The following is a 12,920-nucleotide window of genomic DNA, read 5'->3' as shown; positions in this document are numbered from 1 at the left end:
AATGATAGCGTGAATACCGTTATGATAAGCCAGTTAGCGAAGAGCGCAAGGGCAAAGATGCATAAATCTGCATGAGTATTGATATATAAGAGTAATACATAACGATAAGGACGCTTTTGCTAAGCTTATATGAGTTAATACCGTTCATGTTGATAAAAATTAAGTCATAAATTATTAGGATAATAATTGAGGATCAGCTATGTCAATGCAAGCGACTTTACTCTCGCCACAGACAACGATGCCTATTGCGTTATATAACAGCCAGCAACTTTATACGATAGAGCAGGCATGGTTTGCACAAGGTCATGATAGTTTTGGATTGATGCACCAAGCGGCTTGGCAGATGGCACAGCATATCAAACAGCTGAGTGCTCTAAAGTCTTCTGCCTCTCGTTCAGCAGGCATGAGTCCGAGTTACCCGCGTGATAGTCGTCAGCAACGAGCTAGTATTTGGGTGGGACAAGGTAATAATGGTGGAGACGGCTGGCTGATTGCTTATTATTTACAGCAAGCGGGCTGGCAGGTACAAGTCATAATCGTTAGTAGTGATAAAAGCAGTAAAGCTACAGTCAATGATAATAAGACTAATAATAAGGCTGCTAACAATAAAGGTGAACAAGCCTCTATAGCTGATGCGATCAAGGCAAAACAGCTGGCGTTGTCTATTAACTGCCATTATCAATATTTTGAAGATAGCGTGTATAGCCAAATTAATACTACTCAAAGTAATACAGACAATAACGCTCGACCACGTGAAGCTCCTTTCACCGATATTCCCTTGGCCAATGTGTATGTCGACGCGTTATTTGGGATTGGATTGGACCGCATACCCACAGGAGTCTACAAGCAAGCAATCACTAGCTTTAACTGGGCTGCTAAGCACGCTACTGCCACTGAGTCTTTGGTGGTGGCCGTTGACATTCCGAGTGGTCTGGTGGCATCCACGGGTCAAGTATTTGAGCGTATAGCCATACAGGCTGATGTGACCTTGTGTCTGATTGCTCGTAAATTCGGTCTTCATACTAAAGACGGTAACGATTATAGCGGAGAAGTGCTTGATATACCGCTGATACCTTATCAAACGACTGATCAAGCATTGACGCCAGTCGCGACTTTGCTTAATACCGCACACGACCTATCTGCACGCCGACAAAACAGCTATAAAGGCAGCTATGGTCAGGTACTAATAATCGGTGGCAATCGAGTTGATGGCTCACAAGGTATGGGCGGGGCGGCAATATTAGCAGCTTCCAGCGCGATGGCGACCGGAGCGGGTAAAATCACTGTCGCTTGCCATGAAGCCTTTCACGGCGCGTTATTAACCTCGCTACCAGATGCGATGACTATCAGCTTGCATGATGAGGATGGGGTCAAACGCTTAATTGCAGATGCTAGGGTGGTGGCTATTGGCATGGGGCTCGGTCGTGATAAAAAAGCACAACATTTATTTATAACTTATATCCAAGCTGCAATCGCACAGGGCAAGCCTATAGTAATAGACGCCGATGGTCTTTATCATTTAGCCTCATTGCATGTCGATAACCCTGAACTAGTAGCACAGCTGCGACAGTACAGTACTGAATACTCAGTTTGTTTGACCCCACACAGTGGTGAAGCAGCGAAACTGCTTGATAGAGAGGTAAGTGACGTAGAAAGCGATAGATTAGCTGCAATAAAACAGTGTGCGGCGATTTATGGCGGTGCCTGGGTACTCAAAGGGGTAGGTTCCTTAGTATTAGAGCCGGTATTAGAGCCGGTATTAGAGCAACACAAAGTATATGTCTGTGGCACCGGTAACGCGGGTATGGCAACGGCGGGTATGGGGGATATATTATCTGGAGTGACCGCCGGTTTATTAGCCCAACAAGATTTAGAGGGTGAATTACACAGTTTACATCAAGCCGTTCTTATTCATGGGCTGGCAGGAGATAGGCTGGTGAATAGTGATAACAATGCATCGTTATTGATTGGACAGCGAGGTCTACAGGCACAGGATATGCCTGCGGCCATTCGGCATGTGATGCAATTACTGATCATTCATTGACTGATTAATCCTAACCTATAGTCAATGAAAAGTAATATCGATACATAACCTACTGCTGGCATAAGTTGTTCTTGTTTGCTGTGCCTACGCAGACAGAGGCTGCAAAAAGCGTATACCAGCAGTACCGTCGCGTTTTTAAGGTATTTTAACTATATTATCGATAAAATAGCCTTAAAACTAGGTGGTCGAGCCGTTACAGTATTGACTGATTGCTTGTTGAACCCGTTCACGCTTTAGCTCAATTTCACGGCCATCTAAATACTGGCGCTTACCGCTAGCGTCCATTTCATAAATACGGCCACCCACGTTGAGGTTGGTTAAGTTATTACGTAATGATTGACAGCGCTGAGCATTCGCATTTGCCTCTTGATCTCTAATACGCGCCTCTAATTGTGCAACGCGCTGATCCTCTGCATTTTGGGTGTTATTATTTTGGTTGGTTTCAGTTTTACCTGCCAGTTGGCCGGTATTGGTTTGTCTGCCATCACTACGAAACTCAATGACTTCAATATTTTTACCATTTTTCGGCGCATGCTGACTGTATTTAACTTCACCATGGCTGCCGATAGATTTATACACCTGGATGGCATGACTGGCATTCATAGTTAGTGCCAGCATACAGGTGGTGCTAAGCGTAACCAGCAGCTTAGTAGCGGTACTTATGGTAGGCGCATATGTAGTAGGCGCATATGGCATAATGGCAATCCTTTCAAATGATAATAAAAACATGCGCAGTCATATAAAAACATCGTATCGGTCTGTTGATAACCTTGCTAGTACAGTAGAATTTGATTCTAGCAAAGAACTATTATGAATGCATACTATTTAATAACCAATAGTTAGGGGTAGGCGTTAGAAGTTTTCCTTGACAATAGCGCCCAAACCATCGAATATAATAGGTGTTGGTTGGTCAGTGAGCGGCTTTTATTACATTGCCGTGGCACTTGGAAATAATAACGACAGGTTACTTATCGGTAGCTCATGTGGTTCTATTTTCTTTGTGACAATGATGCAGCAAAGATAGCAGTTATCGTAACTACTATTAATGATTGCATTTATTGTCTCCGGACTTATCTGTCTACAATGACTAAGATGAACTTATTATTTTAAATCTGTTAAATGCAATCTATGCGGTAAGTAGGCATTGATAGAAAGCATCATATAGCGTGCTGACGTTATGGTAACTTCTTGATAGGTGCGCAATACGATTTAGCATTAAATGTGATAGATGCTCTATTGTTATATATCAAGGTATATAATGAACCATAGTTCGCATCGATAACAAATAATAAACTTCCTTTATAGATGCCCACGCATCTTGTCACGGTACATCGATAATTTCTTGTCACAAAACTGACCCTATAAAGTGCTGTATTTGAGTCGCATACTGTCTTACAACACAGTGGTACTTGGATATAATGGACACACATTCTTGATATGGACAAGGGCTAGTGACTGTTCTCATAAGTATAAAACAACCACGTTTTGGCGTCGCTGTTTACTACTGTGAAAAACTGCTAGTTTGCGCCGCAAAATAAAGGTGATGACAGTGACACAGACTACACAAAGTCCGAATATGACCGGACACACTCAAACGGCTAACGCCGCCAAAAACTTCCCTGAAAAGCAACGAAAACTCGCTGAAGGTAGTGATCAACCAGTAATGCTATCAGGTGCTGAAATGTTGGTGCAAGCGTTGACCGACGAGGGTGTCAAATATATTTTTGGCTATCCAGGCGGTGCGGTCCTGCATATTTATGACGCCTTGTTTCAGCAGGAACAAATTGAGCATATTTTAGTACGTCATGAGCAAGCAGCGGGCCATATGGCTGATGCCTACTCACGGGTCACCGGTAATACGGGTGTGGTGCTAGCGACTTCTGGTCCGGGTGCGACTAACACAGTTACTGCTATTGCCACTGCCTTTATGGATTCAGTACCGATGGTAGTGATTGCCGGTCAGGTACCGAGTAGCTTAATCGGTGAAGATGCTTTTCAAGAAACCGATATGATTGGGGTATCACGTCCTATCGTCAAGCACAGCTTTCAAGTGCGTCATGCTAGCGAAATTCCGATGATTGTCAAAAAAGCCTTCCATATTGCCAAGGCTGGTCGTCCGGGTCCCGTGGTCATTGATGTTCCTAAAGATATGACTGCACCTAGCGAAAAATATGCTTATGAATACCCAGCAGAAGTGTTCGTACGTTCTTATCAGCCTTCGATTAAAGGCCATAGCGGTCAAATAAAAAAAGCCGTTGAGACCTTACTCGCTGCAAAACGCCCGGTCGTTTATGCGGGTGGTGGTGTCATTTGGAGTAAAGCTCATAAAGAGTTGACTGAGCTTGGTCATCGCTTAAATTTACCCGTGACCAACACCTTGATGGGGCTAGGTACATTCCCAGGTTCTGATCCGCAGTTTCTTGGTATGCTTGGTATGCATGGCACCTATGAGGCCAATATGAGCATGCATCATGCGGACGTCATTTTGGCAGTCGGCGCACGTTTTGATGATCGTGTGACTAACAATGTCAAAAAATTCTGTCCTAATGCGACCATCATTCATATCGATATTGACCCCACTTCTATTTCAAAGACTGTCTTTGCCCACATTCCTATTGTTGGTGACGTAAAATCGGTACTGACGGACATGTTAGGAATCATTGGCGAAGATAAAGAATTAGAGCAGCATGCATTACTAGACTGGTGGTCACAAATCAATGAATGGCGTAAACGTCATGGCTTGCGTTATGACACTAGCACAGACAATGGTATCAAGCCGCAAAGCGCCGTACAAACCTTATGCAAAGTGACTAATGGTAATGCCATTATCACCAGTGACGTTGGTCAGCACCAAATGTTCGCCGCACTTTATTACACCTATAAAGAGCCAGGTCAATGGCTTAACTCGGGTGGTCTTGGTACTATGGGTGTTGGCCTGCCGTATGCTATGGCGGCCAAACTTGCCTATCCTGATCGCGATGTGGTTTGTGTCACCGGTGAAGGCTCTATTCAGATGAATATTCAAGAGCTGTCAACCTGCTTACAATACAATCTACCGGTCAAAATCTTTAATATAAACAACGCGCAGCTAGGTATGGTAAAGCAGTGGCAGGACATGGTGTATGAAGGCCGTCACGCGCAGTCTTATATGAACTCGCTACCAGACTTTGTAAAATTAGCCGAAAGTTATGGTCACGTCGGGATCAAAATTACCGACCCTGAGACTATGGAAGCACAAATTGCTGAAGCAATGGCCATGACAGACAAGCTAGTATTTATTGATGTTCATGTTGATCGCAATGAGCATGTGTATCCGATGCACGTTGCTGGGCAAACGATGCGTGACATGTGGTTATCAAAAGGGGAGCGTACTTAATGCAACAACAACATCTGATTTCGGTATTAATGGAAAACGAAGCGGGGTCGTTGTCGCGGTTAGTCGGCTTATTCTCCCAACGTGGTTACAATATTGAGACTCTGAACGTCGCACCGACCGACGATCCGACCATCTCACGCTTGACCTTGACCACCACCACCTCCCCTGAAAAAATTGAGCAAGTGACCAAGCAATTGCATAAGCTGATTGAAGTGGTTAAGGTGCTTAACTTATCAGATACTGTACACGTTGAGCGCGAACTAATGCTGATTAAAGTTCGCGCTACTGGTAACGTGCGTGAAGAGATTAAGCGCAGTGCTGATGTCTTTCGAGCACAGATTGTTGACGTCAATGCCAATTTATATACCATTCAAATCGTTGGTGATACTGCCAAGCTTGATGGCTTTATTGAGGTCATCGGTCGCGAACGTATCTTAGAAGTGGTACGCTCGGGTACGATTGGCATTGCCCGTGGTGAAAAAACGCTGAGTATATAACATCATTCTTGTCATTTTATCTAATTGAAAGTATTTAGACTGTTGCAGCTTATCTTAGATAAAATTATTTATTCGAAATTTAAAATCATGCTTATATATTAAGCCATCTTAAGCTAAAGGTGGCGATATAAGCGTTTACTATCCATGGCTTTCCATGATTGAGGAAAAGGACTCTACTTATGAACGTTTTTTATGATAAAGACTGTGATCTATCTATTATCCAAGGCAAAAAAGTTGCCATTATTGGTTACGGTTCACAAGGTCACGCCCACGCCTTAAACCTACAAGAATCTGGCGTAGATGTGACTGTTGGCTTACGTGCTAACTCAAGCTCATGGAAAAAAGCTGAAAATGCCGGCCTAAAAGTCGCCGAAGCACAAGATGCCGTAAAAGGCGCTGACGTGGTCATGATTTTGACCCCTGATGAGTTCCAAAAGCAGCTATACAATGACGTGATTGAGCCTAATATTAAACAAGGTGCTACTCTAGCCTTTGCTCATGGTTTTGCCATTCATTATAACCAAGTTGAGCCACGTGCCGATCTCGACGTTATTATGGTTGCCCCTAAAGCGCCAGGTCATACGGTACGCTCTGAGTTCGAAAAAGGCCGTGGTATTCCTGATCTTATCGCCATCTATCAAGATGCATCAGGTCAAGCCAAGCAATTAGCCTTGTCGTACGCTGCTGGTGTGGGTGGCGGTCGTTCCGGTATTATTGAAACTACCTTTAAAGATGAAACTGAAACTGATCTCTTTGGTGAGCAAGCAGTACTGTGTGGCGGCGCCGTTGAGCTGGTCAAAATGGGCTTTGAAACCCTAACTGAAGCCGGTTATGCACCAGAAATGGCCTACTTTGAGTGCTTACATGAGTTAAAGCTGATTGTTGACTTGATGTATGAAGGCGGTATTGCTGATATGAACTACTCAATCAGTAACAATGCCGAATATGGCGAATATGTGACTGGTCCTGAAGTTATCAATGAGCAATCACGTGAAGCCATGCGTAATGCGCTAAAACGTATCCAGTCTGGCGAATACGCTAAAATGTTCATCACTGAAGGGGCGACTAATTACCCATCAATGACCGCTCGTCGTCGTAACAATGCTGAGCATGAAATTGAACTTACTGGTGCTAAATTGCGCGGTATGATGCCTTGGATTGGTAGTAATAAAATTATCGATAAAGACAAAAACTAAGTGGTTACTTAACAGCTTTTAACCAGCTGTGGAGTCAATACACTCCAAAACAGTTATTACCCGTGCGATCAAGTTGATTGTACGGGTTTTTTTATGAGTTTTCTTCGGACTGGTTTGTGAGGGGTAATTTGATGGATATCCAGTATTCGGCTTGAAAACCTATGTTGGCTGCCTAATATAAGAGTCCGGCATAGTTGTTAATCAGTTAACGACCGCCGCATTTATTTTTCCTTATTCTCAGATTATAGGTTGTGTGTTGTGCAAATACCTTTTCCAGACTGGCTGACGCCGCAGTTCGCATATATTGTCCTCAGCGCCATAGTTGCCGTTCTCATTTGGACAGAAGGGGAGATGCTCAAGCGCACTGATGGCAAGCTGCCTAAATCATTATTATTTCAAATCAGCTCTCTATTAGATACAGCCTGGTTTTTTGTCTCAGTAGTCATGCTATATGTGATAGATTTAACACCTCTAGCTACTGCTGTTCCTGCTGCCTATGGGATTTACACTATCTTTGGCTGGGTTTATGGCACTCGCTTAATCAAACGCAAAGGTATTCCAGACTCGCCCAAAGATTTAGTCGTACCCCCTAAATACATTGCCTACAGCCAGTCATTTTCGTTGATATTCTTTGCCCTTTGTTTATTGGTATTGACCTCTCCATGGTTACCGCTATCTAACTAACCAGTAGCCTAGGGTATGACCTATGACTTATGACTGGTACTAGCGAGTAATCAATGATTTATTATGTGTCATAAAGTCCAAAGCGACAATAAATAATAATTATTAGACAATTATGCTCTCGAGCTAAAAACCTGAAATATATAAGCGAATAGGCTATAAGAATGCCATAAAAGTCTGGTTAGATAGCTAGTTGATCATTTACAAAAAGACCTAATTTAAACTTCTACCGTTAAGAAAAGCTGTTATAATAAATTTGTACTCATAGGATTTAAGACGAAAGTGAACTATCTTAAAGATATACCACCTTCGACTTCGAGCATCTGCTCACAAATCAGACGAGTATATATCAATTAATCGGTGACGACACACGTCTCGCCAACAGTTAAAGAGTTAGGAAAATTTATGTCAGATAAAGTTGAAGGCACTGTAAAGTGGTTTAATGAAGCTAAAGGTTTTGGTTTTATCGCTCAAGACAATGGCGGACAAGACGTATTCGCTCACTACAGCGCTATCCAAGGTGGCGGTTTCAAAACCCTAGCCGAAGGACAAAAAGTGTCTTTCATCTTAGGTGATGGCAAAAAAGGCCCACAAGCTGAGCAAATCGAGGCTATCTAATCTAACTGACGACTAGTTTCGGTTGATTTATCAGTCATTACTACAGTCACCAGTTAATAGATACTTATAGATTACTATGTCGTTAACACGACAAAAATACTGTTTAGATTGTATATTAAGAGCAACCTCTCATCAGGTTGCTCTTTTTTGTTATAAAAATGCTTTTAATGACGTTCGTGATAGTGAGCTGTTAATAAGTCGGGTTAAGTAATCGTCGGAAAATAAATTGGTATTATAAATGACAACAAAATATCAAGCATGTTGAGGGCGAGTAATGCTATAAAGGTAGAGAAACCCAAACTATTAAATAAAAAAAGGGACGATTTTATAGATTTAAAGGCTATTTTCTAGAGAATGGTGACAAATTTATGACGCATTATTCACGCCCTTGTCTTGACCTTATCGGCATGCTCACGCAAGATAGTTGAGTATAATAAATAACGATGAACTTAGGTTTTGTATCACTTGTCAACAATCTTGCTAAGCAAGTACATTTTATTTCGGTATTCCCTTGCAGGGGTTTTATTGATTAGTGACCCCTGGCTAAGTCATAATATCTGATTGAAATTTTGAACGACAATAAACCAGTGGTTTTTAATTTATAATTTTTTAATTCATAACATTAATAAACGAGGAACGTATGAAAGCATTAGTAGCGGTCAAGCGTGTCATTGATTATAACGTCAAAGTTCGTGTAAAAGCTGATAACTCTGGTGTGGATCTATCCAACACCAAAATGTCTATTAACCCCTTTGATGAAATCGCGGTTGAAGAAGCGGTGCGCCTAAAAGAAGCGGGTGTGATCGACGAAATCATTGTGGCCTCAATTGGGCCAAAAGAATCACAAGAACAGATCCGTGCTGCCTTAGCACTGGGTGCTGATCGCGGTGTACTGGTAGTATCTGATGACAAGCCTTATCCGCTACAAGTAGCTAAAATCTTGAAAAGCATTGCTGAGCAAGAAGGCACCGACATCATTTTATTGGGTAAACAGGCCATTGATGATGATAACAACCAAACTGGTCAGATGCTTGCTGCGCTAATGGGTGCTGGTCAGGGTACATTCGCCTCAGAAGTTAAAGTCGAAGGCGACAAGGTCCATGTTACTCGTGAAGTGGATGGTGGCCTACAAACTGTTGAACTTGCGTTACCGGCGATTATTACTACCGATTTGCGTTTAAATGAGCCACGCTACGCGAAGTTACCAAATATCATGAAAGCGAAGAAGAAGCCGCTTGATGAAAAAACACCAGCAGATTTTGGTGTAGAAATGGCCTCTAAGCAAGAAATTATTAAAGTCGAGCCACCTGCCGAGCGTAAAGCTGGTATCAAGGTGGGTTCAGTTGATGAGTTGGTCGACAAGTTACGAAATGAAGCACAGGTAATTTAATCTTTGCTTTGGTGCATACACAGTAGTTATAGGTTTGCCGTCATACTCCGAAAGCTAGTCTGATAAATAACTATGTGCATAACTGATCGTACAAATCGACGATACGAATAAATAAGGGACAAAAATAATGGCAATTTTGGTATATGCAGAACATGACAATGCCAGTCTAAAAAAGGCAACCTTGAATACCATCACTGCTGCTAAGCAAATGGGCGATGATATTCATGTATTGGTCGCAGGTAGTGGTAATCAAGCGGTAGCTGACGAAGCTGCAAAAGCAGAAGGCGTGAGCAAAGTACTTCTTGTAGACAATGCTGCCTATGAGCACCAAATGGCAGAAACTATTGCACTGTTGGTAGTCGATCTTGCTGGTGATTATAGCCACATCGTCGCTCCAGCAACCACAACTGGCAAGAACTTTATGCCACGTGTCGCCGCTTTACTTGATGTGAGTATGCTGTCAGACGTGACTGCGGTCATTGATGCGCAGACATTTGAACGTCCTATTTATGCAGGTAATGCGACGGCAACCGTTAAGACTACAGAAAGTAAAGTTGTCTTAACGGTACGTACTACCGGTTTTGACGCTGCTGTAGCTGAAGGTGGTTCAGCGACTGTTGAAACTATCGATAATGTGCAACAGTCTGACAAATCGAGTTTTGTCAATGAAGAGATGGCTACCTCTGATCGTCCTGAACTGACCTCAGCTAGCATTGTGATTTCTGGTGGTCGCGCGTTAGCAAATGGTGAGAACTTCACTAAATACATTGAGCCATTGGCTGATAAATTGGGCGCTGCTGTTGGCGCATCACGTGCCGCTGTCGACGCAGGCTATGTTCCAAACGATATGCAAGTGGGTCAAACGGGTAAAATCGTAGCCCCAGACTTGTACATTGCTGCCGGTATTTCAGGTGCTATCCAGCATTTAGCGGGTATGAAGGATTCTAAAATCATCGTGGCGATTAACAATGATCCAGAATCACCAATCGCTAGTGTGGCTGATTACTTCTTAGAAGCCGATTTATTTGACGCGTTACCTGAGCTTACCAGCAAGGTTTAATAACCAGTGATAAGACAAACATAAAAATCCCGCCATCAATGATGGCGGGATTTTTTTATGCTCAAAAGAGAGGTCGTTTAGGAGTAGTGGCGCTGACGTAAGGTTTCATATAAACAAAGCGCGCCTGCAATGGCGACATTGAGACTTTCTTGACCATTAGGTTGTGGCAATGCAATAGGGGTAGCACATTGCATTAAGTCAGCACAAACACCTTGACCTTCATGGCCCATGATCCAAGCGATTGGCGCCCGGAGATCATGCTCGTAAATTAAAGTATCGGTATGCGAGCTGGTTGCTAATAGTGGGACTTGCACATGATCTAGAATCTCTGTGCTGCTCAGTCCTTCATAAATATTTAACGCAAACTGCGCGCCCATGCCGGCACGTAAGGTTTTAGGTGACCATGCTTGGGCAGTCGCGCTGGTGCACAATACAGTATTGATACCGACTGCTGCTGCGGTTCGCAGTAGGGTACCGACATTACCGCTGTCCTGTACATCATTGAGAATCAGGCAATCATTATTGATCATTGGTAGGCTTGGGGTCGGTATGTCAATAATCGCCATGATATCGATGCCAGCGCCTAAGCTACGAATGCTTTGATATAAGGGGTCAGACACGGTTAAAATAGCAGTATAGGTTGGCAGACGGGTCAAAATCTGCTGCACCTCGATATCTGCCCGTGCTGATTCCGCTAGTAATATTTGTACAAATGGATAATCACTACGCAGCGCCGCGTCGATTAGATGTACGCCTTCAAGTATGGTCTGCCCCTGTTTTTTGCGCTGGCGTGCCTGTGATAAAAGCGCGCCTGCCAGTTTTACCGTCTGGTTTTTATCTGAGGTAACTAAGATAGTGGGCTCATTTAGATTCGATGTCATAATAGACCGTTTAAAAGTAAACATTAAATTAAAAATGACTTATAACAAGTCTGTCTTATTTTTCGCTATGCTGTGCATGTAATTCTTTCACATAATTGACTTCGTTTTGGCTGCCGAGTACCACTGGGATACGCTGATGAATATCAGTGGGATCTATATCAAGAATACGATTGACGGCGTCAGTTGCCGCGCCACCAGCACGCTCAATCAATAGGCTCATGGGATTGGCCTCATACATTAAACGTAATTTGCCGGCTTTATGCGCATACTTAGTATCAAAAGGATACGCGAATAAGCCACCACGACATAAGATACGATGCACGTCACCGACCATTGCTGCTACCCAGCGGGTATTAAAGTCGCGACCGCGTACTCCAGTCTCGCCAGCAATGAGCTCATCGATGTATTGTTGCATGGGCGCGCGCCAGTAGCGATAGTTTGAACCATTGATAGCATATTCGCTAGTGTCAGCAGCGATTTGCACATTATCTTCTATCAGCACATAATCATCGCTATCTGGATCTAGACTAAACATGACGACATTATCAGCGACAGTCAGTGCCAACATAGTAGAGGTGCCGTATAATAAATAACCCGCTGCTAGCTGCTGATTACCGGGCTGCAAAAAATCACTATTTTCACTGATGTGACCTTGGCGTTGATAGGGTAGAATAGAAAAAATTGTTCCTACTGCCATGTTGATGTCAATATTTGAAGAGCCATCCAGTGGATCGAATAACACTAACAAGCTGCCATCCGCATTGGCAGGAGTGGCATTATCAAGCTCTTCTGAAGCCACGCCGGCACAATGTGTGTTTTGCTCCAAAGCATTCAAAAGTAAATCATTGGCCAGTACATCCAGCTTTTTTTGCTCTTCGCCTTGAATGTTTTGATTGCCTGCTTCGCCTAAAATATCTGCTAATGCGCCTTTTCTAAGTAACTGTGAAATAGTTTTGCCAACGTCAGTGATGGTCATAATTACATCGCTAACCACAGGATTGGCTGCATGGTTGTTTAGGTATTGCGCTAGGGTCGTCATAAGGCTTCCTGATAAATGGGATTAAAAATTAAAGAGTGTTAAAGGTATTATTTAGTAGGTGAGGCTACACTTGCGAAAAATATAATATAAGCCAAAATAGGCCGTTAAGCGGGCAAATATTTAAATAGCCGATGCCGC

Annotated in this window: 11 protein-coding genes; 8 read left to right on the top strand and 3 right to left on the bottom strand. The window is 43.0% G+C overall.

From position 1 onward, the window contains the following. The first annotated feature begins 199 nt into the window (after positions 1–199). Positions 200–2,044 (top strand): NAD(P)H-hydrate dehydratase, encoded by a 1,845-nt coding sequence (locus H4W00_RS12020; protein ID WP_209958565.1) that lies wholly within the window; start codon positions 200–202, stop codon positions 2,042–2,044. A 177-nt stretch (positions 2,045–2,221) separates the two neighbouring features. On the opposite strand, the gene H4W00_RS12015 is transcribed toward H4W00_RS12020, so the two are convergent. Then, positions 2,222–2,740 carry a DUF4124 domain-containing protein gene (locus H4W00_RS12015; RefSeq protein ID WP_209958562.1) on the bottom strand — a complete coding sequence of 173 codons (519 nt, stop codon included), beginning with the start codon at positions 2,738–2,740 and terminating at the stop codon, positions 2,222–2,224. Between the two features lie 967 nt (positions 2,741–3,707). On the opposite strand from H4W00_RS12015, the gene H4W00_RS12010 reads away from it, so the two are divergent. The 7 genes from H4W00_RS12010 (at position 3,708) to H4W00_RS11980 (ending at position 10,862) form a co-directional block, all read left to right on the top strand. After that, entirely contained in the window at positions 3,708–5,420 is a 1,713-nt protein-coding gene (locus H4W00_RS12010) for an acetolactate synthase 3 large subunit (protein ID WP_209959232.1), read from the top strand. Further along, a complete protein-coding gene (gene ilvN / locus H4W00_RS12005) occupies positions 5,420–5,917 on the top strand; it encodes an acetolactate synthase small subunit (RefSeq protein WP_209958560.1) in 498 nt (165 codons plus the stop codon). Before H4W00_RS12010 ends, ilvN begins: the two co-directional genes overlap by 1 nt. A gap of 179 nt (positions 5,918–6,096) precedes the next feature. Further along, positions 6,097–7,113: a ketol-acid reductoisomerase gene (ilvC, locus tag H4W00_RS12000; protein WP_209958557.1), complete on the top strand. Its 1,017-nt coding sequence runs from the start codon at positions 6,097–6,099 to the stop codon at positions 7,111–7,113. Between the two features lie 258 nt (positions 7,114–7,371). Then, positions 7,372–7,797, top strand: a complete 426-nt coding sequence (locus H4W00_RS11995; RefSeq protein ID WP_209958556.1) for a hypothetical protein — start codon at positions 7,372–7,374, stop codon at positions 7,795–7,797. Between the two features lie 402 nt (positions 7,798–8,199). Beyond that, positions 8,200–8,412 (top strand): cold-shock protein, encoded by a 213-nt coding sequence (locus tag H4W00_RS11990; protein ID WP_010196799.1) that lies wholly within the window; start codon positions 8,200–8,202, stop codon positions 8,410–8,412. A gap of 640 nt (positions 8,413–9,052) precedes the next feature. Further along, positions 9,053–9,802 carry an electron transfer flavoprotein subunit beta/FixA family protein gene (locus H4W00_RS11985; protein WP_209958554.1) on the top strand — a complete coding sequence of 250 codons (750 nt, stop codon included), beginning with the start codon at positions 9,053–9,055 and terminating at the stop codon, positions 9,800–9,802. Positions 9,803–9,929: 127 nt separating this feature from the next. Beyond that, positions 9,930–10,862, top strand: coding sequence for an electron transfer flavoprotein subunit alpha/FixB family protein (locus H4W00_RS11980; RefSeq protein WP_209958552.1), 933 nt, complete (start codon positions 9,930–9,932; stop codon positions 10,860–10,862). Positions 10,863–10,939: 77 nt separating this feature from the next. Here H4W00_RS11980 and H4W00_RS11975 read toward each other — a convergent pair whose 3' ends face one another. Together H4W00_RS11975 and H4W00_RS11970 are read right to left on the bottom strand one after the other, a co-directional pair. Beyond that, positions 10,940–11,743, bottom strand: a complete 804-nt coding sequence (locus tag H4W00_RS11975) for a TrmH family RNA methyltransferase (RefSeq protein ID WP_209958550.1) — start codon at positions 11,741–11,743, stop codon at positions 10,940–10,942. A 55-nt stretch (positions 11,744–11,798) separates the two neighbouring features. Further along, positions 11,799–12,782 carry a class 1 fructose-bisphosphatase gene (locus H4W00_RS11970; RefSeq protein WP_209958548.1) on the bottom strand — a complete coding sequence of 328 codons (984 nt, stop codon included), beginning with the start codon at positions 12,780–12,782 and terminating at the stop codon, positions 11,799–11,801. Positions 12,783–12,920 lie beyond the last annotated feature (138 nt).

It is taken from the genome of Psychrobacter sp. PL19 (assembly GCF_017875835.1).
Taxonomy (GTDB): domain Bacteria; phylum Pseudomonadota; class Gammaproteobacteria; order Pseudomonadales; family Moraxellaceae; genus Psychrobacter.
The sequence above is the reverse complement of the archived record's forward strand: the minus strand, read 5'-3'. Positions and strand labels throughout refer to the sequence as shown.

Coding starts and splice junctions, on each gene's coding strand:
- H4W00_RS12020 (WP_209958565.1), top strand. CDS start 200: ATGTCAATGCAAGCGACTTTACTCTCGCCACAGACAACGATGCCTATT.
- H4W00_RS12015 (WP_209958562.1), bottom strand. CDS start 2,740: ATGCCATATGCGCCTACTACATATGCGCCTACCATAAGTACCGCTACT.
- H4W00_RS12010 (WP_209959232.1), top strand. CDS start 3,708: ATGCTATCAGGTGCTGAAATGTTGGTGCAAGCGTTGACCGACGAGGGT.
- ilvN (WP_209958560.1), top strand. CDS start 5,420: ATGCAACAACAACATCTGATTTCGGTATTAATGGAAAACGAAGCGGGG.
- ilvC (WP_209958557.1), top strand. CDS start 6,097: ATGAACGTTTTTTATGATAAAGACTGTGATCTATCTATTATCCAAGGC.
- H4W00_RS11990 (WP_010196799.1), top strand. CDS start 8,200: ATGTCAGATAAAGTTGAAGGCACTGTAAAGTGGTTTAATGAAGCTAAA.
- H4W00_RS11985 (WP_209958554.1), top strand. CDS start 9,053: ATGAAAGCATTAGTAGCGGTCAAGCGTGTCATTGATTATAACGTCAAA.
- H4W00_RS11980 (WP_209958552.1), top strand. CDS start 9,930: ATGGCAATTTTGGTATATGCAGAACATGACAATGCCAGTCTAAAAAAG.
- H4W00_RS11975 (WP_209958550.1), bottom strand. CDS start 11,743: ATGACATCGAATCTAAATGAGCCCACTATCTTAGTTACCTCAGATAAA.
- H4W00_RS11970 (WP_209958548.1), bottom strand. CDS start 12,782: ATGACGACCCTAGCGCAATACCTAAACAACCATGCAGCCAATCCTGTG.